This window comes from Enterobacter sp. Ap-867, assembly GCF_011752855.1.
Lineage (GTDB): Bacteria > Pseudomonadota > Gammaproteobacteria > Enterobacterales > Enterobacteriaceae > Cedecea.
In genome coordinates, this window is the sequence record NZ_VWWS01000006.1 from 358,333 (window position 1) to 384,756 (window position 26,424).

At 53.9% G+C, this 26,424-nt stretch carries 27 protein-coding genes; 5 read left to right on the forward strand and 22 right to left on the reverse strand.

The window, feature by feature from the left end:
• Nucleotides 1–4: 4 nt before the first annotated feature.
• The 3 genes from rhaD to rhaB all read right to left on the reverse strand — a co-directional run bounded on the left by rhaD (nucleotide 5) and on the right by rhaB (nucleotide 3,657).
• Nucleotides 5–829 carry a rhamnulose-1-phosphate aldolase gene (gene rhaD / locus F3J26_RS16520; protein WP_008457701.1) on the reverse strand — a complete coding sequence of 275 codons (825 nt, stop codon included), beginning with the start codon at nucleotides 827–829 and terminating at the stop codon, nucleotides 5–7.
• A gap of 96 nt (nucleotides 830–925) precedes the next feature.
• Nucleotides 926–2,188: an L-rhamnose isomerase gene (locus F3J26_RS16525; RefSeq protein ID WP_166994924.1), complete on the reverse strand. Its 1,263-nt coding sequence runs from the start codon at nucleotides 2,186–2,188 to the stop codon at nucleotides 926–928.
• Nucleotides 2,185–3,657, reverse strand: coding sequence for a rhamnulokinase (gene rhaB / locus F3J26_RS16530; RefSeq protein WP_166994927.1), 1,473 nt, complete (start codon nucleotides 3,655–3,657; stop codon nucleotides 2,185–2,187). Before rhaB ends, F3J26_RS16525 begins: the two co-directional genes overlap by 4 nt.
• 310 nt (nucleotides 3,658–3,967) lie before the next feature.
• Here rhaB and rhaS point away from each other — a divergent pair, with 310 nt between their 5' ends.
• Nucleotides 3,968–4,804: an HTH-type transcriptional activator RhaS gene (gene rhaS, locus F3J26_RS16535; protein ID WP_166994929.1), complete on the forward strand. Its 837-nt coding sequence runs from the start codon at nucleotides 3,968–3,970 to the stop codon at nucleotides 4,802–4,804.
• Nucleotides 4,805–4,877: 73 nt separating this feature from the next.
• Nucleotides 4,878–5,720, forward strand: a complete 843-nt coding sequence (rhaR, locus tag F3J26_RS16540; RefSeq protein ID WP_166994931.1) for an HTH-type transcriptional activator RhaR — start codon at nucleotides 4,878–4,880, stop codon at nucleotides 5,718–5,720.
• A 3-nt stretch (nucleotides 5,721–5,723) separates the two neighbouring features.
• Here rhaR and rhaT read toward each other — a convergent pair whose 3' ends face one another.
• The gene (gene rhaT, locus F3J26_RS16545) at nucleotides 5,724–6,761 is read right to left on the reverse strand and encodes an L-rhamnose/proton symporter RhaT (RefSeq protein ID WP_166994933.1); all 1,038 of its coding nucleotides are present in this window, start codon (nucleotides 6,759–6,761) and stop codon (nucleotides 5,724–5,726) included.
• A 406-nt stretch (nucleotides 6,762–7,167) separates the two neighbouring features.
• Between rhaT and sodA the strand changes: the two genes are divergently transcribed.
• Both sodA and yiiM read left to right on the forward strand, forming a co-directional pair.
• Nucleotides 7,168–7,788, forward strand: coding sequence for a superoxide dismutase [Mn] (gene sodA / locus F3J26_RS16550; protein ID WP_008457716.1), 621 nt, complete (start codon nucleotides 7,168–7,170; stop codon nucleotides 7,786–7,788).
• A 73-nt stretch (nucleotides 7,789–7,861) separates the two neighbouring features.
• Nucleotides 7,862–8,539: a 6-hydroxyaminopurine reductase gene (gene yiiM / locus F3J26_RS16555; RefSeq protein ID WP_166994935.1), complete on the forward strand. Its 678-nt coding sequence runs from the start codon at nucleotides 7,862–7,864 to the stop codon at nucleotides 8,537–8,539.
• A gap of 85 nt (nucleotides 8,540–8,624) precedes the next feature.
• Here the strand turns inward: yiiM and phoU are convergent, their stop codons facing one another.
• From phoU to pstS, 5 genes are all read right to left on the reverse strand, one after another.
• Nucleotides 8,625–9,350: a phosphate signaling complex protein PhoU gene (phoU, locus tag F3J26_RS16560; protein ID WP_008457720.1), complete on the reverse strand. Its 726-nt coding sequence runs from the start codon at nucleotides 9,348–9,350 to the stop codon at nucleotides 8,625–8,627.
• 13 nt (nucleotides 9,351–9,363) lie between these two features.
• Nucleotides 9,364–10,137 carry a phosphate ABC transporter ATP-binding protein PstB gene (gene pstB / locus F3J26_RS16565; protein WP_008457722.1) on the reverse strand — a complete coding sequence of 258 codons (774 nt, stop codon included), beginning with the start codon at nucleotides 10,135–10,137 and terminating at the stop codon, nucleotides 9,364–9,366.
• A gap of 47 nt (nucleotides 10,138–10,184) precedes the next feature.
• Nucleotides 10,185–11,075, reverse strand: coding sequence for a phosphate ABC transporter permease PstA (gene pstA, locus F3J26_RS16570; protein WP_008457724.1), 891 nt, complete (start codon nucleotides 11,073–11,075; stop codon nucleotides 10,185–10,187).
• The gene (pstC, locus tag F3J26_RS16575; protein WP_008457726.1) at nucleotides 11,072–12,034 is read right to left on the reverse strand and encodes a phosphate ABC transporter permease PstC; all 963 of its coding nucleotides are present in this window, start codon (nucleotides 12,032–12,034) and stop codon (nucleotides 11,072–11,074) included. Before pstC ends, pstA begins: the two co-directional genes overlap by 4 nt.
• A 64-nt stretch (nucleotides 12,035–12,098) precedes the next feature.
• On the reverse strand, nucleotides 12,099–13,139 hold the full coding sequence (gene pstS / locus F3J26_RS16580) for a phosphate ABC transporter substrate-binding protein PstS (protein ID WP_008457728.1): 1,041 nt from the start codon (nucleotides 13,137–13,139) through the stop codon (nucleotides 12,099–12,101).
• Between the two features lie 192 nt (nucleotides 13,140–13,331).
• Here pstS and F3J26_RS16585 point away from each other — a divergent pair, with 192 nt between their 5' ends.
• Entirely contained in the window at nucleotides 13,332–13,715 is a 384-nt protein-coding gene (locus tag F3J26_RS16585) for a hypothetical protein (RefSeq protein ID WP_157141406.1), read from the forward strand.
• A 63-nt stretch (nucleotides 13,716–13,778) separates the two neighbouring features.
• On the opposite strand, the gene F3J26_RS16590 is transcribed toward F3J26_RS16585, so the two are convergent.
• From F3J26_RS16590 to rsmG, 13 genes are all read right to left on the reverse strand, one after another.
• Entirely contained in the window at nucleotides 13,779–14,186 is a 408-nt protein-coding gene (locus F3J26_RS16590) for a cupin domain-containing protein (protein WP_166994937.1), read from the reverse strand.
• Nucleotides 14,187–14,355: 169 nt separating this feature from the next.
• Nucleotides 14,356–16,185: a glutamine--fructose-6-phosphate transaminase (isomerizing) gene (glmS, locus tag F3J26_RS16595; protein ID WP_166994939.1), complete on the reverse strand. Its 1,830-nt coding sequence runs from the start codon at nucleotides 16,183–16,185 to the stop codon at nucleotides 14,356–14,358.
• 279 nt (nucleotides 16,186–16,464) lie between these two features.
• Nucleotides 16,465–17,835 (reverse strand): bifunctional UDP-N-acetylglucosamine diphosphorylase/glucosamine-1-phosphate N-acetyltransferase GlmU, encoded by a 1,371-nt coding sequence (gene glmU / locus F3J26_RS16600; protein ID WP_166994941.1) that lies wholly within the window; start codon nucleotides 17,833–17,835, stop codon nucleotides 16,465–16,467.
• Between the two features lie 295 nt (nucleotides 17,836–18,130).
• Entirely contained in the window at nucleotides 18,131–18,550 is a 420-nt protein-coding gene (locus F3J26_RS16605; protein ID WP_008457739.1) for a F0F1 ATP synthase subunit epsilon, read from the reverse strand.
• Between the two features lie 19 nt (nucleotides 18,551–18,569).
• Entirely contained in the window at nucleotides 18,570–19,952 is a 1,383-nt protein-coding gene (gene atpD / locus F3J26_RS16610; RefSeq protein ID WP_008457741.1) for a F0F1 ATP synthase subunit beta, read from the reverse strand.
• Nucleotides 19,953–20,110: 158 nt separating this feature from the next.
• Nucleotides 20,111–20,974, reverse strand: coding sequence for a F0F1 ATP synthase subunit gamma (gene atpG, locus F3J26_RS16615; RefSeq protein WP_008457744.1), 864 nt, complete (start codon nucleotides 20,972–20,974; stop codon nucleotides 20,111–20,113).
• Between the two features lie 50 nt (nucleotides 20,975–21,024).
• Complete coding sequence (atpA, locus tag F3J26_RS16620; protein WP_008457747.1) at nucleotides 21,025–22,566, reverse strand: F0F1 ATP synthase subunit alpha; 1,542 nt, start codon at nucleotides 22,564–22,566, stop codon at nucleotides 21,025–21,027.
• A 12-nt stretch (nucleotides 22,567–22,578) separates the two neighbouring features.
• Nucleotides 22,579–23,112, reverse strand: coding sequence for a F0F1 ATP synthase subunit delta (gene atpH / locus F3J26_RS16625; RefSeq protein ID WP_039299001.1), 534 nt, complete (start codon nucleotides 23,110–23,112; stop codon nucleotides 22,579–22,581).
• A 14-nt stretch (nucleotides 23,113–23,126) separates the two neighbouring features.
• Nucleotides 23,127–23,597, reverse strand: coding sequence for a F0F1 ATP synthase subunit B (gene atpF / locus F3J26_RS16630; protein ID WP_008457751.1), 471 nt, complete (start codon nucleotides 23,595–23,597; stop codon nucleotides 23,127–23,129).
• Nucleotides 23,598–23,658: 61 nt separating this feature from the next.
• Nucleotides 23,659–23,898, reverse strand: a complete 240-nt coding sequence (atpE, locus tag F3J26_RS16635; protein ID WP_000429386.1) for a F0F1 ATP synthase subunit C — start codon at nucleotides 23,896–23,898, stop codon at nucleotides 23,659–23,661.
• 47 nt (nucleotides 23,899–23,945) lie between these two features.
• Nucleotides 23,946–24,764, reverse strand: a complete 819-nt coding sequence (gene atpB / locus F3J26_RS16640) for a F0F1 ATP synthase subunit A (RefSeq protein WP_008457754.1) — start codon at nucleotides 24,762–24,764, stop codon at nucleotides 23,946–23,948.
• 8 nt (nucleotides 24,765–24,772) lie between these two features.
• Nucleotides 24,773–25,153, reverse strand: a complete 381-nt coding sequence (gene atpI / locus F3J26_RS16645; RefSeq protein WP_008457755.1) for a F0F1 ATP synthase subunit I — start codon at nucleotides 25,151–25,153, stop codon at nucleotides 24,773–24,775.
• A 619-nt stretch (nucleotides 25,154–25,772) separates the two neighbouring features.
• The gene (gene rsmG, locus F3J26_RS16650; protein WP_008457757.1) at nucleotides 25,773–26,396 is read right to left on the reverse strand and encodes a 16S rRNA (guanine(527)-N(7))-methyltransferase RsmG; all 624 of its coding nucleotides are present in this window, start codon (nucleotides 26,394–26,396) and stop codon (nucleotides 25,773–25,775) included.
• Between the last annotated feature and the right edge of the window lie 28 nt (nucleotides 26,397–26,424).

Genomic DNA, 26,424 nt, shown 5'->3' on the forward strand with positions numbered 1-26,424 from the left:
CTCCTCAATCCTTAAGTGCTTCTGCAAGTGGCGTGACGCCGAAACGCTCGCCAAGCGCCACCAGTTCCGTGCGAGTGATAGTCTGCTTCATGCCGCCCATCGAATAGATTTTCACCAGGATTTCAGCCGACTTCTCAGCGGTGTCTATCAGGCCAAAGGCTTCGTCGAGCGTAGGCCCGGTGCCAAAAATGCCATGATGTGGCCACAGCACCAGGCTGTGAGCGCGCATTTGCTCTGCGGTGGCGGTGCCAATGTCGTCAGTGCCCGGCACCTTCCACGGCACAATGCCGATACCCTCCGGGAAGACTACCAGGCATTCGGTACTGCCTTCCCAAAGCTGGCGCGTGAAGGCCGCGTTTTCCAACGGCAGGACGTAGCTTAGCGCAATCAGGTTGGTGGCGTGGCAATGCATGATCACCCGATCTTTCCCCCCGGAGATGAGCTTGCGTACCCCGTGGGACTGGAAATGTGCTGCGAGTTCTGAAGTTGGCATCCCGCCGTTGGTCAGCCCCCAGTGGATGCTGTAGGACTGGCCATCGTTGCTGACCTGCAGCAGCGCCAGATTGTCCGCCGGATCGAGCTGAACGTTACGGAAAAACTTGCCTGAACCGGTCACCAAAAACCAGCATCCCGCCAGCATTTCTGCAGGCTGGCTTAGCGCGACGCGGTGCGGTGCATGGCTGAATTGGTCGCGGTAATATTCGACGTCTTCGGCATCCAGCCGCAGGCTAATATTGCCGCCGTTGCGCTCGTCCCAGCCCTTTAGCCACATATCGCCGGTGGCCTTCACCATGTCCTGAATAAACCATGAGTTGAGGATGTTCTGCATTGTTTCGTGTTCCTTAAGACGTTCCCTCTCCCCAAAGGGGAAAGGGAATTGTTCAGTAAGAATGTCGGTTTCTCCCTATCCCTTTTAGGGTGAGGGTCAATTCACGCGCTGCGCTAAAATTTGCTGTTCATACTGGCGAACAGTGCTCAGCCAGGAGGCATCCGCTGGAGTGTCGTGGCGCAGGCAGTACATCTCCCAGACGGCCTGCCACGGCAGACATTTCTGTTCTTCAAGCAGCGCCAGGCGGGCGGTGTAATCGCCTGCCAACTCCAGTTGGCGAAGCTGGGCTGTGGGCTCAAGCAGCGCCCGCAGCAGGGCTTTCTTCATGTTGCGCGTGCCGATAACCCAGGCCGCAACGCGGTTGATTGAGGCATCAAAGAAGTCGAGGCCAATGTGGACGCGGTCAAACAGGTTGTGACGGATGATTTCGCTGGCGATCGCCTGGGTTTCGTCGTCCAGCAGCACAACGTGGTCGCTGTCCCAACGCACCGGGCGGCTGACGTGCAGCAGCAGGCGCGGGATGTAGAGCATGGCGCTGGAGATTTTGTCGGATATCGCTTCGGTGGGATGGAAGTGGCCAGCATCGAGGCACAGGGCCGTCTGGCGGCTGGTGGCATAGCCGAAGTAAAACTCATTGGAACCGACGGTGTAGCTTTCCGCGCCGATACCGAACAGTTTGCTTTCCACCGCATCAATGTGGTGTGCCGGGTTAAGTTTTTCAGCCATGGCTTCATCCAGCGCCTCCACGAGACGCCTGCGCGGGCCCAGACGGTCGACGGTGATATCTTTCATGCCGTCCGGGATCCAGATATTCATCACCGATGGCGTTCCCAGCTGTTCGCCGAAGTAAGCCGATATTTTGCGGCAGGCTTTAACATGATCGATCCAGAACTGGCGGGTTTCATCCCTGGCGTGTGACAGCGTAAAACCGTCCGCACTTAGCGGATGAGAGAAGCAGGAAGGGTTAAAATCCAGCCCCATGCCATGGTTTTTAGCCCATTCAACCCAGTTTTTGAAATGCTCAGGCTTGATGCAGTCGCGAGAGACAGGCTCGTCGGACTCGAGATAAATCGCATGCAAATTCAATCGCTTTGGCCCGGGGATCAGGCTCAGAGCACAGTCCAGATCGGCGCGCAGTTCAGCCGGATTACGCGCTTTACCTGGGTAGTTGCCCGTGGCCTGGATGCCGCCGCTTAGCTCGCCTTCGGGGCTTTCAAACCCGGCGACGTCATCACCCTGCCAGCAGTGCATGGAGACTGGCAGGCGATCGAGCTGGCGTAAAACCTCCTCCGCATCAACGCCTGCTGCGGCAAAACGCTGTTTCGCCAGGGCCCAGGCTTCTTCGATTTGAGTGGTCATGCGTAAAGCTCCTTACGTGTCTGAATGTTTTGCCGTAGCTGCCCGACGTAGCGGCGAATGTCACTGTCCGGGTTCGGCATGAAGGAAATGAGATTGCTGTTTTGGCGCACGAGGTGGCGAAAGGCGTCTACGTCTGGAATCACGTCCAGCGCCATCAGCTGACAGCCAATGTTTCCCAGCGTTGAAGCCTCCACCGGCCCGGCAACAACAGGGATCCCACAGGCATCGGCACAAAGCTGGTTGAGGAAATGATTCTGGCTGCCGCCGCCGACAATATGCAGGCAGCCAAAAGGCTCGCCTCGCAACGCTTCCAGCTCGCGCAGTACCTCGGCATAGAGCAAGGCCAGGCTGTCAAAAATACAGCGCGCAAGCTCTGCATCGCTTTCCGGCACCGGCTGGTTCGCCTCACGGCAGGCGGCCTGAATTTCAAGGCTCATGTTGACCGGATTGATAAAGCGATCGTCGTTGGGGTTGATGGTGAAGCGGCAGCCGGGCAGACGCTGTGCCAGGGCAATAAGATCGGGGATATCCATTCCCGCGCTTTCGCGGAAAACGCGCTGCAGCAGCCACAGCCCCATGATGTTTTTCAGGACGCGATAACGCCCTTCTGCCACACCTTCGTTAGTTATATTGGCCGCCAGCGCCGCCTCGCTGACGCAGGGCGTTTTGCTTTCAAAACCCATTAATGACCAGGTCCCGGAGGAGAGATAAGCGGCGTTTTCCCCGACCAGAGGAGCGGCAATTACCGCGCTGGCCGTATCGTGGGTAGCGACGCTGACTACCGGAATTTTGTTGCCTTCACGGCATTCCCACTCGCCGCTCATCACGCCGGGATGCGTGGGTGTGCCAAACCAACGCTCCGGCACCCCTGCCCAGGCCAGCAGCTGGCTGTCCCAGCTGTCCGTCTGGATGTTTATCATCTGAGTCGTGGTGGCGTTGGTGTATTCCCAGCTCATCACCCCGGTAAGCCGAAAACTGAAATAATCCGGGATCAGCAGCGCGCGAGCGGCTCGCTTTACCCAGTCCGGGTGCTGCTCTACCAGTGCACGAAGCTGATATAACGTGTTGAAAGGTAAAAATTGAATACCGCTGCGGCAGTAGATTTCTTCGCGCCCAAGCTCGCTGATAGCCCGAGCCATTACGCCGTCCGTCCGGCTATCGCGATAGGACACGGGCAGGCCCACTCGGCGGCCATTTTCATCAAGCAGAACGAAATCCACGCCCCAGGTGTCGATGCCAATGCTGTCGATTCGCACGCCTTCATCGCAGGCTTTTTGTAGCCCAAGGCGTATTTCAGCTTCGAGGCTGTCAAGATCCCAACAGTCATGGCCGTCAATGCGAATCAGGCTGTTGGTAAAGCGGTGAATTTCCCGCAGGGAGATCTGCCGGGCGGCTTGATCATAGCACGCCAGCATCACGCGGCCGCTGGAGGCACCGAGATCGACGGCAACGCTGTGGCTAAAAGTCATGATGGGAGTCCTTATTGGCGTCATTGCCCATCAGTCTAAAAATGCCGCTCTGCCCCTGCCTTCATCCCAATGACAGCGTGCGTTCCCGCCTGGCAAAGAGGCAAAGATGAACGAGAGAGAGTTCACATATTTACTTTGCCCGCCTCGAAAGGCCGCGCTTCACGCCTGTGACCGCACACACATTTCCCGATAAAGCCCGTTTCATCTTCAAAAAAGAACGCTTTATGCACGATTTTGTGTCGAAAATTTAAGGTGATGCCGGGCGCGGTTCTCTACTATCGACCCATTGTTAGCACAGTGAGAAGCAATCATGACGGTATTACACAGCGTGGATTTTTTTCCAGATGCCGGGATATCGGTGGCCATTGAACCCCGCCAGCCTCAGCCGGACTTCCCTGAGCACATCCATGATTTCAATGAAATCATTATTGTTGAACACGGCACCGGCTCCCATATTTTCAACGGGCAACCTTTTACCCTGAGCGGCGGCTCCATCTGCTTTGTTCGCGATCACGATCATCATCAGTTTGAGCACACCGAAAACCTCTGCCTGACCAATATTCTGTATCGTGAGCCGGAAGCCTTTTGCTTTCTATCCGGGCTGCACAAACTCCTGCCGCAGGAACAAGACGGCTATTATCCGGCACACTGGCGGGTCAATCAGGGCGTATTGCGTCAGGTGAAAGGGTTTATCGAGCAGTTTGAGGCGCTGAGTTCGGAAAACACGGCGCCTGCCCTCGCCAGGCGAGAACTTCTCTTTATGCAGTTGCTGGTGTTGCTGAGCCAGGCGAATCAGGCAGACAATCGGGGCGGGGCCGACGAGCGCTTAAACCAGCTTCTTCTCTGGCTGGAAGATCACTCTTCGGAAGAGGTTTGCTGGGAGCAGCTGGCAGCCTCTTTTACGCTCTCGCTGAGAACCCTGCATCGCCTGTTAAATCAGAAAACCGGGCTCACGCCTCAGCGCTACCTCAACCGACTCCGTTTGATGAAAGCGCGTTATTTACTGCGACATAGCGAGGAAAGCGTGACGAATATCGCCTTTCAGTGCGGCTTTGGCGACAGTAACCATTTCTCCACGCTTTTTAAGCGAGAGTTTTCTTACTCTCCCAGGGTGGTACGCCAGGGCCGGGATACTCCGTTGGTATAACGTGGCTGACGTCACCGTATTTTAGGCGAAAAAAAGCAATGATTTCAGCCCATTCAGTCACGGAGCGACGTCTGTGCCAGGCCAGTTAGTGCTTAAAAAAGCGGATTTTTTTGCCTCCGATACGCAGCCGGTCGCGGTGGCCGATCGCTATCCTCAAAACGTTTTTGCCGAGCATACCCATGAATTTTGTGAACTGGTGGTGGTCTGGCGCGGCAACGGGCTGCACATTCTTAACGGCAGGCCCTGGCGCATCACCTGTGGCGATTTGTTCTACATTCGTGCGGAAGATAAGCACAGCTACGAATCAGTGCACGATCTGGTCCTGCATAACATTATTTACTGCCCGGAAAGGCTGGCGTTAAACGTTAACTGGGGGGATCTGCTGTCTAACCCTCCCCACGGCAGCGACAGCGATCCTCGCTGGCGGCTGGGTAGCCAGGGCATGGCGCAGGTACGTCAGATCATCGGGCAGCTCGAGCATGAAAGTCCGAAAACGGACCTCCTGTCACGCTGCCTGTCGGAAAGCTTGTTTTTACAACTGCTGATAACCCTGCGCCGCCATCGCTATCGGGTGGCCGATGCCGCCAGCCTGAGTGAGGGTGAAACGCTGGATCTGCTGATGGCCGCACTGGGAAACAGCCTTGAAGAGCCGTTTGATTTCGGGCTGTTTTGCCACCACCATCAGGTGACAGAGCGGCAGATGCGCTCCCTGTTTCGCCAGCAAACGGGCATGACGCTAAACCAGTATCTGCGCCAGCTAGGTATTTGCCAGGCGCAGTATCTGCTGCGCCACAGCGAGTTGTTAATCAGCGAGATCGCCGCCCAGTGCGGCTTCGAGGACAGTAACTATTTTTCCGTGGTGTTCACCAAAGAGACGGGCGTGACGCCAAGGTTATGGCGCCAGCGTTTTCGTTGAGCCTCATCCGTTCGCCATGCCCAGGCCGACGATATTGGCAGCAAGAATGATCGTCAGGCAGCCCATCGCCAGTACGCCAACCGGCCTGCGCCCCGCGGACTTCCACTCCTTCATGATTAACCCTACCAGCCCGCCGCAGAGCACGTAGAAGCTCATATGCAGCATCCAGCTCATGTAGTCATACTGTGCCGGAATTTTAGCGTGTCCCCAGGCGTAGAAGAAGAATTGCAGGTACCACATCAGGCCGCCAAGTGCCGATAAAATCAGGTTGGTAACAATCAGCGATTTTGCCAGCGAGAAATCGGCTTTTACCGACAAGTTTTTTACTTTTACCAGTCGGATAAAGCAAAAGCCCAGATTAATAACGGCGCCGCCCCCCATGATCACCACATAGCTTGGCAGGGCATTATAAAGCGGATCGACGCCCAGATTCGACGCCGCCTGATGCATGGGCTTCGCTGCATCCATCGCAAATGACATACCGGCGGAGAAAATGCCGCACATCATTGCCAGCAGCAGCCCTTTTTTCAGGTTAAATTCTTCCGCTTTAATCCCCATCTGACGCTCTTTTAGCAGCCCGGCCCAGGTCACAATAGCCACGCCGATAAGCGCCACCAGCACGCCAAGGAGCGTCATGCGTCCGCCTGGCGTACCCGTCAGCATGGCAAATTTGCCATTGATGATCGGGGTCAGTAATGTGCCGACAATCAGCGTGATGCCGATAGCGACGCCAATCCCCATCGACATCCCCAGATAGCGCATCGTCAGGCCATAATTGATATTACCGATGCCCCACATGGCACCAAACAAAAACACCGGCAGCAGCGTGGCCACGCTGAACGACCCGTAATACCCCCAGAAATCGGGTAGCAGTACGGCACTCACCGCCCACGGCAGGATAAGCCAGGAGACAATCCCGCCGACGGACCACATGGTTTCCCAGGACCAGTGCCGCACTTTTTTAAACGGGGCATAAAAACAGGCGGCGCTGGCGGCGCCGATCAGATGCCACAGGATCCCCATCGTGATTGCATTGCTCATGATTAACCCTCGCTGTTTTTGGGCCGTCGCCTCTGCGACAGCCTGCAATGTCAACGAGTCTAAAGAGTGAGCTGCGGGCTAACCTTCAGGGCAATGCCGCGCACCCGATGAAGCTGGCAAAATTCAGCGAGTGCCGCCGATGGCGATCACAATTTGTACTCCTCTCAGGTTCTTCTCATGCCGTTACGTCACGACCGGGTAACAATTCGCCGTTACTCTGGGAAAATGGCTTTTTACCCGCTGCGTTATAGCCGTAAGCCGTGGTTTCATGAAGAAAAGTTATAACCACACGCTAAGTACGGCATTGATAAACATTTTCAATATCATTTAATTAACTATAATGAACCGACTGATTACGCGGCGTTAACAGCATTACAGCCGCTCTACGTTAATGGAGACGATGAATATGAGCTATACACTGCCATCCCTGCCTTACGCTTACGACGCGCTGGAACCGCATTTCGACAAAGAAACCATGGAAATCCACCACAGCAAACACCACCAGGCTTATGTCAACAACGCGAACGCCGCGCTGGAATCCCTGCCTGAGTTTGCCAGCCTGTCTGCTGAAGAACTGATCGCTAAACTGGATCAGCTGCCTGCGGATAAGAAAACCGTACTGCGTAACAACGCTGGTGGCCACGCTAACCACAGCTTCTTCTGGAAAGGCCTGAAAAAAGGTACCGAGCTGAAAGGTGACCTGAAAGCCGCTATCGAGCGCGATTTCGGCAGCGTTGACGCGTTCAAAGCTGAGTTCGAAAAAGCAGCCGCTACCCGTTTCGGCTCCGGCTGGGCGTGGCTGGTACTGAAAGGCGACAAACTGGCTGTAGTTTCTACTGCAAACCAGGACAGCCCGCTGATGGGCGAAGCTATCTCCGGCGCTTCCGGCTTCCCGATTGTGGGCCTGGACGTTTGGGAACACGCTTACTACCTGAAATTCCAGAACCGTCGCCCGGACTACGCGAAAGAGTTCTGGAACGTGGTTAACTGGGACGAAGCAGCAGCACGTTTCGCCGCTAAAAAATAAGGTTGCAATCCGACCTTAGAGAAGCGAGCCTGATGGCTCGCTTTTTTTATGTCTATTTCGCAGGGAGTCGCTTATGCATCGCTATCCGCTTCAGGTTTACGTTGGCCAGATCCGTGCTTACGAAGGGAGTCGGCCCAGCGCCATCGCCAAGGTGCAGGTGGACGGCGAACTTCGCCTGACCGAGCTTGGGCTGGAGGGCGACGAGCAGGCGGAGAAAGTGATTCACGGTGGGCCAGACAGGGCGCTGTGCCACTATCCGCGCGAGCATTATCAGCACTGGGCGCAACTCTTCCCGGATAAAAGCGATTTGTTTAACGCCCGGGCCTTCGGCGAAAACCTGTCCACGGAAGGGATGACGGAAAAGAACGTCTGTATGGGGGATATTTACCGCTGGGGTGAAGCGCTGATTCAGGTGACTCAGCCTCGTTCGCCCTGCTTTAAGCTGAACTACCATTTTGGCGTAGAGGATATGGCAACGCGGATGCAGGAAGCGGGCTACTGCGGCTGGCTTTATCGCGTGATTCTGGCGGGGTATGTTTCCGCCGATGCACCGCTGGAACTGGCCTCTCGCGTTAGCGACGTGACGGTGGCAGAAGCTATCGCCATTGCCTGGCATATGCCGTTTGATGATTCACAGTATCATCGGCTTTTGTCAGCGGCTGGGTTGTCGGTAAGCTGGAGCAGAACGATGCAGAAGCGCAGAATTTCAGGGAAGATCGAGGATAATTCTCGGCGTTTGTTCGGGAAGTAACGGCCCCTCACCCCAGCCCTCTCCTTTTAGGAGAGGGGGGAAGAAGCGTCGACCCCTCTCCTAAAAGGAGAGGGAACGGAAATGCTTACTCTTTCGGATCTTTACCCGCCAGCAGCTTGTCCAGCTCATCCCCGCCCACGTGACGGAAATCCTGCCCCTTCACGAAGTAGAAGATGTATTCGCAGATGTTCTGGCAGCGGTCACCGATGCGCTCGATAGAACGGGCGCAGAACAGCGCGGTCAGCACGCTTGGGATCGTACGGGAGTCTTCCATCATGTAGGTCATCAGCTGACGCACGATGCCTTCATATTCCTGGTCAACTTTCTTGTCTTCGCGGTAAATACGCACCGCTTCGTCCAGATCCATACGCGCAAAAGCGTCCAGCACGTCGTGCAGCATCTGCACGGTGTGGCGCCCCAGCGATTCCAGGCTGACCAACAGCGGCTGGTGCTGCTGGGAGAACTTCTCCAGCGCGGTGCGGCAAATTTTGTCCGCTACGTCGCCAATACGTTCCAGCTCGGCGATGGTTTTGATGATCGCCATCACCAGGCGCAGGTCGCTGGCGGTAGGCTGGCGTTTGGCGATGATACGCACGCAGGCTTCATCGATCGCCACTTCCATCATGTTGACCTTCTGGTCACCGGCGATAACGCGCTTCGCCAGCTCGCTGTCCTGGTTGTGCATCGCGGTGATCGCGTCGGAGAGCTGTTGTTCCACCAGCCCGCCCATCGTCATCACCTGAGTACGGATGTACTCCAGCTCGGCGTTGAACTGGCCAGAAATGTGTTTGTTTAAGTTGAGGTTATCCATCGCGCTCTCCAAATCAACCGTAGCGGCCAGTAATGTAATCTTCGGTTTGTTTCTTCGCTGGCGTAGTAAACAGCGTATCGGTTTCGCTGAATTCGATCAGCTCGCCGAGGTACATAAACGCCGTGTGGTCAGAACAACGCGCCGCCTGCTGCATGTTGTGGGTCACGATCACTACGGTATAGTCTTCTTTCAGCTCGGTGATCAGCTCTTCAATACGCCCGGTGGAGATCGGGTCAAGCGCGGAACACGGCTCATCCAGCAGCAGAACTTCCGGGCGAATCGCGATGCCGCGAGCGATGCACAGACGCTGCTGCTGACCACCGGAGAGGCTATAGCCGCTCTGGTGCAGTTTATCTTTAGTTTCGTTCCACAGCGCGGCTTTGGTCAATGCCCACTGCACGCGTTCATCCATGTCGCTGCGGGACAGCTTTTCAAACAGACGCACGCCAAAAGCGATGTTGTCGTAAATAGACATCGGGAACGGCGTCGGCTTCTGGAAGACCATGCCGACTTTGGCACGCAGCAGGGCGATGTCCTGGCTCTGGGTGAGAATATTTTCCCCATCCAGCAGGATTTCACCTTCTGCACGCTGCTCAGGGTAGAGCGAGTACATTTTGTTAAAGGTACGCAGCAGGGTGGATTTACCACAGCCTGACGGCCCAATGAAGGCGGTAACCTGGTTCTTCGCGATATCCAGATTGATGTTCTTCAGGGCGTGGAACTTACCGTAATAGAAGTTCAGATCGCGAACCTGGATTTTGCCTGGGGCTAAATCAACCTTACTCATCTGTGTCTTAATCTCCGTCCGGCGCCGCGAGGGCCGCGCCGTAAAATTTAACCGTGTTTACTCTTCGAGAAAATCACGCGCGCCAGAATGTTCAGCAGCAGCACGCAGAGGGTAATGATCAGCACCCCTGCCCAGGCCAGCTGTTGCCACTCGGCAAACGGGCTCATCGCAAATTTGAAAATGGTCACCGGCAGGTTGGCGATAGGCTGCATCATGTCCGTGCTCCAGAACTGGTTGGAGAGGGAGGTGAAGAGCAGCGGAGCGGTTTCGCCAGCGATACGGGCAATCGCCAGCAGCACGCCGGTGATAATCCCGGAGACGGACGCCTTAAGCGTAATCGCGGAGATCATCTTCCATTTTGGTGTTCCCAGTGCGTAAGCGGCTTCGCGCAGGCTGTCCGGCACCAGTTTCAGCATGTTTTCAGTGGTACGAATGACGATAGGCACCTGCAGCAGCGCCAGCGCAATCACGCCCGCCCAGCCGGAGAAGTGTTCCATTTTCGCCACCACAATGGTGTAAACGAACAGACCGACCACAATCGATGGGGCGGACAGAAGAATGTCGTTAATAAAACGAATCACTTCGGCCAGGGCGGATTTACGGCCATATTCGGCCAGATAAATCCCGGCCATGATGCCCAGCGGCGTACCGATAACGGTCGCCCACAGGATCAGCAGGCCGCTGCCCGCCAGGGCGTTAGCCAGGCCACCGCCCGCGGTATTAGGCGGAGGCGTCATTTCGGTAAACAGCGCCAGCGACATGCCGTCGATGCCGCGGGTTACCGTGGAAAACAGGATCCACACCAGCCAAAACAGACCGAACACCATGGTCGCCATAGAGAGCGTCAGGGCGATACGGTTCTTCATGCGGCGACGCGCCTGCATTTTGCGGCGCGACTCAGCCAGTGCCGCGCTGCTTTGCATTTCCATCGTGGTCATGAGCGAGCCCCTTCGTTTTTCGCCAGGCGCATAATCATGAACTTAGAGATAGCCAGTACGATAAAGGTAATCACAAACAGAATTAGGCCAAGCTCCATCAGCGCGGCGGTATGCAGGCCGGATTCTGCTTCGGCAAATTCGTTCGCCAGCGCAGAGGTAATACTGTTGCCCGGCATATACAGTGAGGCGCTGTCGAGCTGGTAGGTATTACCGATGATAAAGGTCACCGCCATGGTTTCACCCAGCGCACGGCCAAGGCCAAGCATCACGCCGCCGATAACGCCGTTTTTGGTGAACGGCAAAACAATGCGCCAGATAACTTCCCAGGTGGTACAGCCGATGCCGTAGGCCGATTCTTTCATCATCACTGGCGTTTGTTCGAAGACATCGCGCATCACGGAGGCAATGTAAGGGATGATCATAATGGCGAGGATCACGCCGGCGGCAAGAATGCCGATACCAAACGCAGGGCCAGAGAACAGCGCGCCAACGATAGGCACGGCAGAGAGCACGTTGCCTACGGGTTCCTGGAAGTAAGTCGCGAACAGGGGAGCAAAGATAAACAGGCCCCACATGCCGTACACGATACTTGGAATGGCCGCCAGCAGTTCAATGGCGATACCCAGCGGGCGCTTCAGCCAGCCAGGCGCAAGTTCTGTCAGGAAAAGCGCGATACCAAAGCTCACCGGAACCGCAATCAGCAGTGCGATAAACGAGGTTACGAGGGTTCCGTAGATCGGCACCAGTGCGCCGAATACTTCATTAGGGGCATCCCACTCTTTGGACCAGAGGAAAGAGAAGCCAAACTTCTCAATGCTCGGCAGCGAGGAGATAAACAGCGAGATGATAATCCCACCCAGCAGAAATAGCACAATCAGCGCAGCCAGTCTTACCAGCGCACTGAAAATTACATCGCCTTGTTTGCCAGGGGCTTTAAACGTCGGCTTAGTCACAGCCATAGCGTACTCTTCGTAGTTGCTGAATAAACCGGGGTAACATACCTGTTACCCCAGATTTTTGCACTTAGTACAGCGCCTTACCGGAACTGTCTTTTACATTGGTCTTCCATGCAGCGCGAACTTGTTCAACCACAGAGGCTGGCAGCGTTGCGTAATCCAGGGCGTTAGCTTCTTTCGCGCCAGATTTGTATGCCCAGTCAAAGAACTTCAGCACTTCTGCGCCCTGCTCAGGGTTTTTCTGCTCTTTGTGAACCAGGATGAAGGTGGTGGAGGTGATTGGCCACGCTTCGTCACCTTTCTGGTTGGTCAGATCCTGTGCGAAGGATTTGCTCCAGTCAGCGCCTTTAGCCGCGTTAGCAAAGTTTGCTTCGGTCGGGCTAACTGGCTTACCGTCAGCGGACAGCAGCTTGGTGTAAGTCAGGTTGTTCTGCTTAGCATAAGCGTATTCAACGTAGCCAATGGAGCCTGGCAGACGCTGTACGAAGGCTGCGATGCCGTCGTTGCCTTTGCCGCCCAGACCGGTTGGCCAGTTAACGGTAGAGCCTGCGCCAATTTTAGATTTCCACTCTTCGTTCACTTTAGACAGGTAGCTGGTGAACACGAAGGAAGTACCGGAGCCGTCAGCACGACGAACAACCGCGATGTTCTGATCCGGCAGTTTGTGGCCTGGGTTCAGCTTAGCAATCGCCGGGTCGTTCCATTTTTTGATGGTGCCCAGGTAGATGTCACCCAGGGTTTTGCCGTCCAGAACCAGCTCGCCAGACTTGAAGCCAGGCAGGTTAACCGCCAGCACTACGCCACCGATTACGGTAGGGAACTGGAACAGGCCTTCTTGCTGTAATTTGTCATCCGCCAGAGGGGCGTCAGAAGCGCCGAAGTCAACGGTGTTAGCAATGATTTGCTTCACGCCGCCGGAGGAACCGATACCCTGGTAGTTCACCTTGTTACCAGTTTCTTTCTGGTAGGTATCTGCCCACTTGGCATACACCGGCGCAGGGAAGGTTGCACCAGCGCCAGTCAGGCTTGCAGCTGCAAACGCAGTAGAAGCGCTCAGAGATAAGGTCGCGGCGACAACAGTTGCGACAGTGGTACGCATAACGTTCATAATGTCTCCTGCCAGATGTTCGTAAATTGTTGTTTAATTGAATACAGGGTAGAAAATAGGACAGTTTGGTGACAGTTAAATGTACGAATTATGACAGTTTTATGACAATCCGCTCAGCGCCATAAAAAAACACACAACCCCATGTTTTTTAAAGCATCATTAAATTCAGTTTATTTAAAAAGGTGTTTAAAAATGAAAGCCTATCTGTCTGTATTATGTACGATATCACTCATTATGACAGCCTCTACCGTTTACGCTGATGCCGTTGAAGCACGTAATACGGATAGTTTCAGCTCAACGCTCGCCACCTTTTCAGGAAGTAATACCCTCGTCCCTACATCGATTAAGGAAAGCACAATTGTCGAGATGAAGGATCGCCTGGAAAAGTTGCAGTCAAATTACGACGGTAGCGTCAGGAAAATAGATGAGCAGGAAACCAGGCTGGATGAGATGAAAAACAAACTGTCTCAAATGGAAAGTAAAGCCAATGAGCAGCAATCCAAAATGGACAGCCTGAAGCGGGATAACGAGCAGCTTTCCCGCAAGATTGATGAACTCGCCCAGAAAATTAAATAACAAAAAAGCCCTCAACTGCGTAGAGGGCTTCTCTATGACTCCGCGACAATTTATCCGGCGACGCTAGAGCACGTCTCTGTCCAGCTCGGGCATCATCACCACGCTCTCCTGCTCGTTAGGATCGGTCCGCGAAATAATCACCACCGCAGGCTCATCAGTATTGTTGTAAGGCAGGTGCGGGGTATCCATTGGGATATAAAGAAAACTGCCGGCGGGAAGCTCAAGAAAATGCTCCAGCCCATCGCCATAAAGCACCGACGAAGTTCCGCTCAGGGCATAAATTGCGGTTTCATGGTGTTCGTGCTTGTGGGCTTTAGCCTGCGAACGAGGAGGTATGGTCGCCAGCTGCATATGGATATGCTGTGAGTCGACGGCCTCCTTTGAAACACCTACCTGATAAGAAAGCCCCTGCTTGCCTATAAATACTGGCTGCGGCTTGACCAGCCGACAGTGAGGTTTGTTTGCCGACATTTGTTGTTTCCCGCTCAGAAATAAAAACACCCTGCAAACTCGCCGTTCGCAGGGTGGATGCGAAAGCTAACCCGGTATTTCGCCCGAGGTTAGCTTCGTTTATAGCATTATTGATCTGGTGAGAAACGGCTTTTCCATCCGCTAATCGCGACTGATTAGTGACAAAAAATTACTCAACCGTTACTGATTTCGCCAGGTTACGCGGCTGATCCACGTCGGTGCCTTTGATCAGCGCCACGTGGTAGGACAGCAGTTGCAGCGGCACGGTGTAGAAGATAGGCGCAATCACCTCTTCCACATGCGGCATCTCGATGATGTGCATGTTGTCGCTGCTGGTAAAGCCGGCGTCACGGTCGGCGAACACATACAGCTGGCCACCGCGGGCGCGAACCTCTTCGATGTTGGATTTCAGTTTTTCCAACAGCTCGTTGTTCGGAGCCACAACGATAACCGGCATATCAGCATCGATCAGCGCCAGCGGGCCGTGCTTCAGCTCGCCTGCCGCATAGGCTTCAGCGTGAATATAGGAGATCTCTTTCAGCTTCAGCGCACCTTCCATGGCGATCGGGTACTGATCGCCACGGCCAAGGAACAGCGCATGATGTTTGTCAGAGAAATCTTCCGCCAGCTGCTCAATGCGTTTGTCCTGGGACAGCATTTGCTCGATACGGCTTGGCAGCGCCTGCAGGCCATGTACGATATCTTGCTCAACCTGTGCATCAGCGCCTTTCAGGCGGCTCAGCTTAGCCACCAGCATCAACAATACGGTCAGTTGAGTGGTAAACGCTTTGGTTGAGGCCACGCCGATTTCCGTTCCGGCATTGGTCATCAGCGCCAGGTCGGATTCACGCACCAGAGAAGAGCCTGCCACGTTACAAATCGCCAGCGAACCGAGATAGCCCAGCTCTTTGGAAAGGCGCAGCGCCGCGAGGGTGTCCGCCGTTTCGCCAGACTGGGAAAGGGTGATCATCAGGCTGTTGCGGCGCACCGCAGATTTGCGGTAGCGGAATTCAGAGGCGATTTCGACATCGCAAGGCACGCCGGCCAGCGCTTCAAACCAGTAGCGGGAAACCATGCCTGAGTTATAGGACGTACCGCAGGCTACGATTTGAATATGCTCAACTTGAGAGAGCATTTCATTGGCTTTTGGCCCCAGCTCCGTCAAATCCACTTCACCGTGGCTGATGCGCCCGGCCAGGGTGTTTTTGATGGCGTTCGGCTGCTCGTAGATCTCTTTCTGCATGTAATGACGGTAAATGCCTTTGTCGCCCGCGTCATACTGCAGATTGGATTCGATGTCCGGGCGCTGAACCTGCTCGCCTTTAGTATCAAAAACGGTCACCGCGCGACGGGTCACTTCTGCGATATCGCCTTCTTCGAGGAAGATAAAGCGGCGGGTTACCGGCAACAGTGCCAGCTGATCGGAGGCGATAAAGTTTTCACCCATGCCCAGGCCGATGACCATCGGGCTACCGGAACGCGCGGCCAGCAGCACATCCGGGTTACGGGTATCCATGATTACGGTGCCATAAGCGCCGCGAAGCTGAGGAATAGTGCGAAGGACAGCGTCGCGCAGCGTGCCACCCTGCTCCAGTTCCCAATGCACCAGATGAGCAATAACTTCGGTATCCGTCTGGGAGACAAACGTGTAGCCGCGAGACTGCAGCGCTTCACGCAGCGGCTCGTGGTTTTCGATAATACCGTTGTGTACGACCACAATGTGGTCGGAAACATGTGGGTGAGCATTAATTTCTGAAGGTTCGCCGTGCGTTGCCCAACGGGTATGGGCAATCCCGGTGCCGCCATGCAGAGCGGTTTCTTCCGCAGCTTCCGCCAGTTTCTGTACTTTACCCAGACGACGCAGACGGGTCATGTGACCTTTGTCGTCAACAACCGCCAGGCCCGCAGAGTCGTACCCGCGGTATTCCAGACGACGAAGCCCTTCGAGAAGGATTTCAGCGATATCACGTTGCGCCACTGCGCCAACAATTCCACACATAATTTTTAAGTCCTGATAATGGCGTTAGCCATGTGTTGTCGCTGACCTGTTTATTCCGGTTTTCCGGAGCCCCGAGCCTTGTAGAGAGTGGGGTTATTTTTATGGTTACTGCCTTTGGGCGGGGCGTTTTCAAGAACGACCCTCACCCCAGCCCTCTCCCTGGAAGGGAGAGGGAGGAAATCTGTGTTTTGTTCAGCTCCCTGGCCCTTAGAGAGGAAGGGAAAGCCATCTCAGTCCAGTTCCCTCTCCCTTTGGGGAGAGGGTTAGGGTGAGGGGAAATTACTTTTTCTTAACCGGACGCTGCCAGCCCTGAATGTGTTTCTGTTTTACGCGGCTGATCACCAGTTCATTTTCAGCAATGTCGCGCGTCACTGTCGTCCCGGCGCCAATGGTGACACCGCTGGCCACGGTAACCGGGGCCACCAGTTGAGTATCAGAGCCAACAAACACGTCATCGCCAATGATCGTTTTATGTTTGTTCGCGCCGTCGTAATTGCAGGTAATTGTGCCTGCACCGATGTTCACGTTGTCGCCAATTTCGGCATCACCGAGGTAGCTCAAATGGCCCGCTTTAGAACCTTTCCCCAGACGAGCTTTCTTCATTTCAACGAAGTTGCCCACGTGAGCGCCTTCCGCTAGTTCCGCGCCAGGGCGCAGGCGGGCAAATGGCCCGATGGTGCAAGCGGCTTCAAGCGTCGCATCTTCAATAACCGTATACGGACTGATTTCGCAGTCATCACCGATAACGGCATTTTTAATCACGCAGCCGGTCCCAATCTTCACGCGGTTACCCAGCGTAACGCGGCCTTCCACAATGACATTAGTATCTATTTCAACATCGCGCCCGTGCGTGAATTCACCGCGTAGATCGAACCGAGCCGGATCGCGGAGCATAACGCCCGCCAGCAGCAGCTTATCGGCCTGCTCCGTCTGGTAAACGCGTTCCAGGCGAGAAAGCTGCAGGCGGTTATTCACGCCTTCAACTTCACTCAGGCGATCCGGATGAACGGCGGCAATCTCACGCCCTTCACCATGAGCCAGAGCAATAATGTCCGTGATGTAAAACTCGCCCTGGGCGTTGTTGTTATCCAGCTTGCCGAGCCAGCGTTTCAGATCTGCGCCGTTAGCCACCAGAATCCCGGTGTTGATTTCATTGATTTTGCGCTGTTCTTCACTGGCGTCTTTATGCTCAACGATGCCAACGACCTTGCCATTTTCCCGCGCAATGCGGCCATAGCCGGTCGGATCATCAAGCTTAACGGTCAGCAAACCAATGCCGCCCTGCGGTTTAGCTTCACGCAGGCGCTGTAAAGTTTCGACGGAGATCAGCGGCACATCGCCGTACAGCATCAGAATGTCTTCGTCATCGGCAAAGAACGGTGCCGCCATCTGCATCGCGTGGCCGGTTCCCAGCTGCTCCGCCTGCAGTACCCAGTTAAGCGAGCCGTCGTTCAGGGTTTGCTTTAGCAGATCCCCGCCGTGGCCATACACCAGGTTTACCCGCTGGGCGCCTAATTTATTAGCGGCATCAATGACATGCTGAACCATTGGCTTCCCAGCCAGCGTGTGCAGCACCTTTGGAAGATCTGAGTACATGCGGGTTCCTTTGCCGGCGGCAAGGATAACCACGCTCATTGCGCTGTTTGACATACGTGTCCTGAATCTGTTTAGTGTGTGAAGTAAAGCGATTTAGCCTTGAAAATTCTACATATTTTGCACCAAAAAATACGTTGCTGCTAATTTCACCGCCTTGAGATTATCTGCGTCTTTTATAGCAGTAATCGCGGCAGAATCCATGAGAATTAAGGCCGAAACAGGGGCTAAACACCCCGAGAAAACCGCTATCTAGCTGGTTTTATGGTTATTTTGAGCATGGAATAAAGCTGAGAAATAAAAAATGCCAGTCAGGTTTCCCGGACTGGCATTTGTCTTTTCAAGCAGGTAGTTACATCGCTTTTTTGGTTAACTCGATAACGCGCAGTTTGGCGATCGCTTTAGCCAGTTCAGCAGAAGCCTGAGCGTAATCCACGTCACCGTGGGAGCTGTGCATGTGCTCTTCAGCTTTGCGTTTCGCTTCCAGGGCACGCGCTTCGTCGAGATCCTGACCGCGAATTGCGGTGTCAGCCAGGACGGTTACGTTACCCGGCTGAACTTCCAGAACACCGCCGGACAGGTAGATAAACTCTTCATGTCCGTGCTGTTTAACGATGCGAATCATACCAGGCTTAATGGCGGTGAGCAGCGGGGCGTGACCTGGGTAGATACCCAGCTCACCTTCGCTACCCGTTACCTGGATCTTTTCGACCAGACCGGAGAACATTTGCTGCTCCGCGCTGACGACGTCCAGGTGGTAAGTCATAGCCATGTCACCCTCCGATTAGGCGTTAAAGTTTTTTCGCTTTCTCAACGGCTTCGTCGATGGAGCCAACCATGTAGAACGCCTGCTCTGGCAGATGGTCGTATTCGCCGTCCATGATGCCTTTAAAGCCACGGATGGTATCTTTCAGCGAAACGTATTTGCCTGGAGAACCGGTAAAGACTTCTGCTACGAAGAATGGCTGAGACAGGAAGCGCTGGATCTTACGCGCACGTGCTACAACCAGTTTGTCTTCTTCGGACAGTTCGTCCATACCCAGAATCGCGATGATGTCTTTCAGTTCCTGGTAACGCTGCAGGATAGACTGAACGCCACGCGCGGTATCGTAGTGCTCCTGACCAACAACCAGTGGATCCAGCTGGCGGCTGGTGGAGTCCAGCGGGTCAACTGCCGGGTAAATACCCAGAGATGCGATCTGACGGCTCAGCGTAACGGTTGAGTCCAGGTGCGCAAAGGTGGTCGCCGGAGACGGGTCAGTCAAGTCATCCGCAGGAACGTAAACGGCCTGTACGGAGGTGATAGAACCGGTCTTGGTGGAGGTAATACGCTCCTGAAGAACACCCATCTCTTCTGCCAGAGTTGGCTGATAACCTACCGCAGAAGGCATACGACCCAGCAGTGCAGATACTTCTGTACCGGCCAGGGTATAACGGTAGATGTTATCAACGAACAGCAGAACGTCGCGGCCTTCGTCACGGAATTTTTCCGCGATGGTCAGACCGGTCAGCGCTACGCGCAGACGGTTACCTGGTGGCTCGTTCATCTGGCCGTAAACCAGTGCTACTTTATCCAGAACGTTGGAGTCGGTCATTTCGTGGTAGAAGTCGTTACCCTCACGAGTACGTTCACCCACGCCCGCAAACACGGAATAACCGGAGTGCTCGATCGCGATGTTACGGATCAGCTCCATCATGTTTACGGTTTTACCTACGCCCGCACCACCGAACAAACCAACTTTACCGCCCTTAGCGAACGGACAAATCAGGTCGATAACTTTGATGCCGGTTTCCAGCAGTTCCTGAGAGCTGGACAGCTCTTCGTAGGAAGGTGCTGCACGGTGAATAGCCCAACGGTCTTCTTCGCCGATGTCGCCTTTCATGTCGATTGGCTGACCCAGCACGTTCATGATACGGCCCAGGGTCGCTTTACCTACCGGGACTTCGATCGGGTGCTCGAGGTCATTGACTTGCAGACCGCGACGCAGACCGTCGGAGGAACCCATTGCGATGGTACGCACGATACCGCCGCCGAGCTGCTGCTGAACTTCCAGCACCAGCTTCTCATTGTTGTTCTGTACCTCAAGCGCGTCATAAACGCGCGGTACGCCGTCCTGAGGGAACTCGACGTCCACCACGGCGCCGATTACCTGGACAATCTTTCCAGTAGCCATCTTGAATCCTCTACGTAATTCGTTTACCCGTCATATTTCAATTTGCAGATGCGTTGACTGCCTTCCCTCACCTCCGTCACTTACTGAAGTAAGCTCTTGAGGATTTGCTCAGTTGGCGTCTTTCTGCAAACCGAACTATTTAGGGTAATAAACCTGGTTTAAACCGCGGACGCACCACCGACGATTTCGGTAAGTTCCTGAGTAATGCTGGCCTGACGAGCTTTGTTGTATACCAACCGCAGCTCTTTAATCAGGCTGCCGCCGTTATCGGTTGCGGCTTTCATCGCCACCATACGTGCGGCCTGCTCGCTGGCCAGGTTTTCTACGACGCCCTGATAAACCTGAGACTCAACATAACGACGCAGCAGGGTGTCCAGCAGCGCTTTCGGGTCCGGTTCGTACAGGTAGTCCCAGGATTTACGCTTCAGATCCTCATCTTCTGATGCCGGTAACGGCAGCAGCTGAGTGATGGTCGGAACCTGAGACATGGTGTTAACAAATTTGTTGCTGACAACGTACAGCTTGTCCAGACGACCTTCGTCGTAGGCTTGCAGCATCACTTTCACCGGGCCGATCAGTTCAGACAGGGAAGGGGTATCTCCCATGCCGGTAACCTGAGCAACCACGTTGCCGCCAACGGAGTTGAAGAAAGAAACGCCTTTAGAGCCGATCATCGCGAGTTCGCTCTGAACGCCCTTATCGGACCACTCTTTCATATCCGCCAGCACTTTTTTGAACAAGTTAATGTTCAAACCGCCGCACAAACCACGATCGGTCGACACCACCAGGTAGCCCACGCGCTTAACGTCGCGTTCTTCCAGGTATGGGTGCTTATATTCCAGATTACCGTTCGCAAGGTGACCAATCACTTTGCGCATGGTATCTGCATAAGGACGGCTGGCCGCCATGCGATCCTGCGATTTACGCATTTTGGAAGCGGCGACCATCTCCATCGCTTTGGTGATCTTCTGCGTGTTCTGGACGCTTGCGATCTTACTACGTATCTCTTTTGCGCCGGCCATGAGCTTCTCCTCAATGCCTTGCGGCTTGCCCTAGAGCAAGCCGCCAGACGTTACCAGGACTGGGTTGCTTTAAAGGAGTCGAGGATGCCTTTCAGCTTGCCTTCGATCTCGTCGTTATAGCCACCGGTCTGGTTAATTTCTTGCATCAGCGGAGCGTGATCACGGTCAGCGTAAGCCAGCAGAGCGGCTTCGAAGCTACCGATTTTCGCCAGTTCCACGTCTTCGAGGTAACCGCGTTCAGCCGCGAACAGCACCAGACCCTGTTGTGCAACAGACATTGGGGCATACTGTTTCTGTTTCAGCAACTCGGTCACTTTCTGACCGTGGCTCAGCTGTTTACGGGTGGCTTCATCCAGATCGGATGCGAACTGAGAGAACGCAGCCAGTTCACGATACTGTGCCAGCGCGGTACGAATACCACCGGACAGTTTCTTGATGATCTTGGTCTGAGCAGCACCACCAACACGAGATACCGAAATACCTGGGTTAACTGCCGGACGAATACCGGAGTTAAACAGGTTGGTTTCCAGGAAGATCTGACCATCGGTAATCGAAATTACGTTGGTTGGAACGAACGCAGAAACGTCACCCGCCTGGGTTTCGATGATCGGCAGAGCGGTCAGGGAGCCGGTTTTACCTTTAACTTCACCTTTGGTGAAAGCTTCCACGTATTCCGCGTTAACGCGGGATGCGCGCTCCAGCAGACGGGAGTGGAGGTAGAACACGTCGCCCGGGAACGCTTCACGACCTGGTGGACGACGAAGCAGCAGGGAAACCTGACGATAAGCAACAGCCTGTTTAGACAGGTCATCGTATACGATCAGCGCATCTTCACCGCGGTCACGGAAGTATTCGCCCATTGCGCAACCAGCATATGGTGCCAGGTATTGCAGTGCAGCGGATTCAGAAGCAGTTGCCACAACAACGATGGTGTTGGACAGTGCGCCGTGCTCTTCCAGTTTACGAACCACGTTAGAAATGGTGGACGCTTTCTGGCCGATAGCCACGTACACACATTTAATACCGGAGTCACGCTGGTTGATGATGGCATCGATTGCCATCGCGGTTTTACCGGTCTGACGGTCACCGATGATCAGCTCACGCTGGCCACGGCCGATTGGAATCATCGCATCGACGGATTTATAACCGGTCTGCACCGGCTGGTCGACGGACTGACGTTCGATTACGCCTGGCGCGATAACTTCGATTGGCGAGAAGCCATCGTTATCAACCGGACCTTTACCGTCGATTGGTGCACCCAGGGTGTTCACCACGCGGCCCAACAGGCCACGGCCAACCGGAACTTCCAGAATACGGCCAGTACACTTAACCTTCATGCCTTCGGCGAGGTCAGCGTATGGGCCCATCACTACCGCACCTACGGAGTCGCGCTCCAGGTTCAGTGCGATAGCGTAACGGTTACCCGGCAGGGAAATCATCTCACCCTGCATACAATCGGCCAGGCCGTGAACGCGGATAATACCGTCACTTACAGAAACAATAGTACCTTCGTTATGAGCTTCGCTCACAACATTGAACTGAGCAATGCGCTGCTTGATCAGTTCGCTGATTTCGGTGGAATTCAGTTGCATGCTCCAGTCCCCTTAAGACTGCAAGACGTCTGCAAGGCGTTCAAGACGGCCGCGTACGCTACCGTCAATGACCATATCACCCGACTGGATGATAACGCCCGCCATAACAGACTTATCGATTTTGCAATTCAGCTTAACTTTGCGTGACAGACGTTTTTCCATTGCGGACGTAATGTTTGCAAGCTGTTCATGGCTAAGTTCAGCCGCAGAGGTTACCTGAACCTCTGCAATCGCTTCACTCAGCGCGCGTAAATGCGCGAACTGCTCAAGAACATCCGGGAGCGCTTTTAAACGACCGTTATCAGCCATCACCTTAATCAGGTTCTGGCCATTGGCGTCCAGCTGCTCGCCGCAAATGGCGATGAACGAATCTGCGAGCGTTTCTGGTGCCAGGGCACCGGAAAGAAGCTCTTCCATTTGTTCGTTTTTCGTTACCTCGGCAGCAAACGCCAGCATATTCTGCCAGCGGTCTACGCTCTGGTGTTCGACGGCAAAGTCAAAAGCTGCTTTGGCGTAGGGGCGAGCTACAGTAACAAATTCAGACATCAGCCCCTCCCTCCTTACAGTTCAGCGACCAGTTTATCGACGATGTCGCTGTTAGCAGCTTCATCTACGGAACGTTCGATTATCTTCTCGGCACCGGCAATTGCCAGCAGAGCGACCTGCTTACGCAGCTCTTCACGAGCGCGTTTACGCTCAGCGTCGATTTCTGCCTGAGCCTGCCCAACGATTTTATTACGTTCCTGCTCTGCCTCAGTTTTCGCTTCATCAAGGATCTGGGCACGGCGTTTGTTCGCCTGCTCAATGATCACCTGAGCTTCCGCTTTGGCTTTTTTCAGCTGGTCGGTCGCGTTGGCCTGTGCAAGGTCAAGGTCCTTTTGAGCACGTTCTGCAGAAGCAAGACCGTCAGCAATTTCTTTCTGACGCTTCTCGATGGCTGCCATTAATGGCGGCCATACGTACTTCATGCAGAACAGAACAAACAGGACAAACGCGATGGCCTGGCCGAGGATTGTTGCGTTAATGTTCACAGCACAATGCCTCTTTGTTAGTTAACGTTCTGATATTACTAGATGACTCAAACATCGCTCACTAGGCGACGGCGAACATCACGTACAGACCCAGACCAACAGCGATCATTGGGATTGCATCCACCAGACCCATAACGATAAAGAACTGAGTACGCAGCAGTGGAATCAGATCTGGTTGGCGTGCAGCGCCTTCCAGGAATTTGCCCCCGAGGATGCCGATACCGATCGCAGCACCGATTGCCGCCAGACCCATCATCACAGCGGCAGCCATGTACAGCAGATCCATATTCAGGTTTTCCATGACAGTCTCCAAGTTTGTTTCAGTTAAACGCAGTAGTGGTAAGTAAATTAATGTTCTTCAGACGCCATCGACAGATAGACGATCGTCAGAACCATGAAGATGAAGGCTTGCAGCGTAATAATCAGGATGTGGAAAATGGCCCACGGCACATTCAGAATCCACTGTGACCACCACGGCAACAGACCTGCAATCAGAATGAAAATCAGCTCACCGGCATACATGTTGCCGAACAGTCGCAGACCCAGTGATACAGGTTTGGACAGCAGGCTTACCCCTTCAAGGATTAAGTTGACAGGAATAAATGCCCAGTGATTGAACGGCTGCAGCGTCAGCTCTTTCGTGAAGCCGCCAATGCCTTTCATTTTGATGCTGTAGAACAGAATGAGGATAAACACGCCTAGCGCCATAGACAGGGTGATATTCACGTCCGCAGACGGCACCACGCGCAGGGCTGGCAGGCCTAAGAAGTGCTCGCCGATAAGCGGCAGCAGATCGATAGGCAACAGATCCATCAAGTTCATCAGGAAGACCCAGACGAAAATCGTCAGGGCGAGTGGAGCGATAACCTTGCTTTTGCCATGGTACATGTCTTTCACGCTGCCATGCACAAAGCCAATAATCAGCTCGATAAAAGTCTGAAATTTACCCGGGACGCCGCTGGTTGCGGTTTTCGCCACTTTACGGAACAACACCAAGAACACCAGCCCCAGAAATACTGAGAAGAACATGGAGTCGATGTTGAGCGTCCAGAAGGTAGCCGGGGGGTTATGCGGATCCACCAGCGAGAAAGTACGCAGGTCCAACTGAAGGTTATTCAGGTGGTGACCTATATACTCCTGCGGTGTAGAGATTTCTCCTGCAGACATGATGCCTCTTACCCTTTGTTGTTAATTACAGCTGGTGCGAGTATCTGCACAACCAGCACCGAAACCCACGTCACTATTAGCGGCAATACCACCGCCTTAAAGTACGCCAGCGCCACCACTAAAATGATGAAGGTCGCAATCACCTTTAGCACTTCGCCGAAAGCGAATGTCCAGGCCACGCGGCCTTTTGCGGGTGTATGCGCCTGATGACGCCAGGCAAAAATCATAAACAGCGCGTTTGGCAACCAAACCGCCAGGCCTCCACCGAGAGCGGAAGCGCCCCAAGAAGGAGCTTTAAGGCAAAACAGCAGTCCAATTGCTACCACAGCCAGAAGTTGGATGAACAGAAGCTTGCGGGCTACGTTCTTACTCAAGAGCGACACAGACATGACGTTTCCTAACTCCTGCTACCTATGAGGTATGTCGCGTGTCGTATAAAACTGTCTTTGCGACGCTGAGTCAAGCCTCAAAAAGCGAGCAAATTATACGGTGCGGCCCAGTGATTTCAAACAATAAGTAGCGAAAAGGTGAACAAATGTTTAATTAATTTTCCGCAGAGCCGTTTTCTGACTTTTGGTGAATCGCATCGGCTTCCTCAAAAAGTGCAAATAAGCCGAAATCCCTGACAGCAAAGCGTGCACACGATCACAAATTAAACATCTTATCGGCAGACATTATTTTGCCGCTTAAGAAAGCACTAATTACAGATGACTGATAATTAAGCTGATTAATGTGCACTCTGTTTAAAACAAGCTGAAACATCATAAAAACCTTTCATTGACATTCCAGTTAAACTTTTAACATCCGACAAAGGCCGTTTTTCGGCATAATTTTAGCCGGATGATATTTTCGAATAAAATTATTACCCTGGTAATTAATCACTTTTAAGTTAAAAGCAGGATAAATCCGAGTTAAAGATTGGTTAAATGTAACCAACCATTACATCGATCGCCCCGCCGTTTTTTAACCTCAGTGAAACATCTCTATCGCGTCGTTTTTTGATAAATATTAAGTTTTGTTTGCCTTAATCAGCACCAAATGCCTCTCCCCTTCCAGGCTCGGCACGTTGAGTTTGACGATATTTTCAACGGTGAATCCGGCAGGCAGTTGGGTAATTTCTTCATCCGGACGCACCCCTTTCAGCGCATAGAACTTCCCGTGCGCAGCAGGCAGATGGTGACACCAGTTCACCATGTCGCTTAGCGAGGCAAAAGCCCGGCTGATAACGCCGTCAAACGGAGGTTCCGCCGGAAAATCCTCCACGCGACTTTGTACCGGAGTAATGTTTTCCAGCTTCAGCTCGTGCTGGACCTGACGCAGGAATCGCACACGCTTGCCGAGGCTGTCCAGCAGGGTGAAATGCGAATCAGGGCGCACGATTGCCAGCGGGATCCCAGGCAGACCAGGGCCCGTGCCAACGTCGATAAACCGGCTGCCCTGCAAATGCGGTTCGACCACGATGCTATCCAGAATATGCCGCACCAGCATTTCATCAGGATTACGCACCGAAGTGAGGTTATAGGCCTTGTTCCATTTGTCGAGCAGCGAGACATAGCCCACCAGTTGCTGCTGCTGATTTTCAGGGAGAGTGATGCCCGCTTCTTTCAGCAGGCGAGATAATTTAGTCAGCACGTCATAAACCCATCAAAAAAAGAGGCCA

Bases quoted from the DNA above. Each gene is read 5' to 3' on its own strand.
- rhaT (WP_166994933.1), bottom strand. From the start codon at position 6,761: ATGAGCAATGCAATCACGATGGGGATCCTGTGGCATCTGATCGGCGCC.
- F3J26_RS16525 (WP_166994924.1), bottom strand. From the start codon at position 2,188: ATGACCACTCAAATCGAAGAAGCCTGGGCCCTGGCGAAACAGCGTTTT.
- atpG (WP_008457744.1), bottom strand. From the start codon at position 20,974: ATGGCCGGCGCAAAAGAGATACGTAGTAAGATCGCAAGCGTCCAGAAC.
- atpE (WP_000429386.1), bottom strand. From the start codon at position 23,898: ATGGAAAACCTGAATATGGATCTGCTGTACATGGCTGCCGCTGTGATG.
- rhaD (WP_008457701.1), bottom strand. From the start codon at position 829: ATGCAGAACATCCTCAACTCATGGTTTATTCAGGACATGGTGAAGGCC.
- atpD (WP_008457741.1), bottom strand. From the start codon at position 19,952: ATGGCTACTGGAAAGATTGTCCAGGTAATCGGCGCCGTGGTGGACGTC.
- pstS (WP_008457728.1), bottom strand. From the start codon at position 13,139: ATGAACGTTATGCGTACCACTGTCGCAACTGTTGTCGCCGCGACCTTA.
- pstC (WP_008457726.1), bottom strand. From the start codon at position 12,034: ATGGCTGTGACTAAGCCGACGTTTAAAGCCCCTGGCAAACAAGGCGAT.
- F3J26_RS16585 (WP_157141406.1), top strand. From the start codon at position 13,332: ATGAAAGCCTATCTGTCTGTATTATGTACGATATCACTCATTATGACA.
- phoU (WP_008457720.1), bottom strand. From the start codon at position 9,350: ATGGATAACCTCAACTTAAACAAACACATTTCTGGCCAGTTCAACGCC.
- F3J26_RS16605 (WP_008457739.1), bottom strand. From the start codon at position 18,550: ATGGCTATGACTTACCACCTGGACGTCGTCAGCGCGGAGCAGCAAATG.
- sodA (WP_008457716.1), top strand. From the start codon at position 7,168: ATGAGCTATACACTGCCATCCCTGCCTTACGCTTACGACGCGCTGGAA.
- atpA (WP_008457747.1), bottom strand. From the start codon at position 22,566: ATGCAACTGAATTCCACCGAAATCAGCGAACTGATCAAGCAGCGCATT.
- pstB (WP_008457722.1), bottom strand. From the start codon at position 10,137: ATGAGTAAGGTTGATTTAGCCCCAGGCAAAATCCAGGTTCGCGATCTG.
- atpB (WP_008457754.1), bottom strand. From the start codon at position 24,764: ATGTCTGCAGGAGAAATCTCTACACCGCAGGAGTATATAGGTCACCAC.
- yiiM (WP_166994935.1), top strand. From the start codon at position 7,862: ATGCATCGCTATCCGCTTCAGGTTTACGTTGGCCAGATCCGTGCTTAC.
- pstA (WP_008457724.1), bottom strand. From the start codon at position 11,075: ATGACCACGATGGAAATGCAAAGCAGCGCGGCACTGGCTGAGTCGCGC.
- atpI (WP_008457755.1), bottom strand. From the start codon at position 25,153: ATGTCTGTGTCGCTCTTGAGTAAGAACGTAGCCCGCAAGCTTCTGTTC.
- glmU (WP_166994941.1), bottom strand. From the start codon at position 17,835: ATGTCAAACAGCGCAATGAGCGTGGTTATCCTTGCCGCCGGCAAAGGA.
- glmS (WP_166994939.1), bottom strand. From the start codon at position 16,185: ATGTGTGGAATTGTTGGCGCAGTGGCGCAACGTGATATCGCTGAAATC.
- F3J26_RS16590 (WP_166994937.1), bottom strand. From the start codon at position 14,186: ATGTCGGCAAACAAACCTCACTGTCGGCTGGTCAAGCCGCAGCCAGTA.
- rhaB (WP_166994927.1), bottom strand. From the start codon at position 3,657: ATGACTTTTAGCCACAGCGTTGCCGTCGATCTCGGTGCCTCCAGCGGC.
- atpH (WP_039299001.1), bottom strand. From the start codon at position 23,112: ATGTCTGAATTTGTTACTGTAGCTCGCCCCTACGCCAAAGCAGCTTTT.
- rhaS (WP_166994929.1), top strand. From the start codon at position 3,968: ATGACGGTATTACACAGCGTGGATTTTTTTCCAGATGCCGGGATATCG.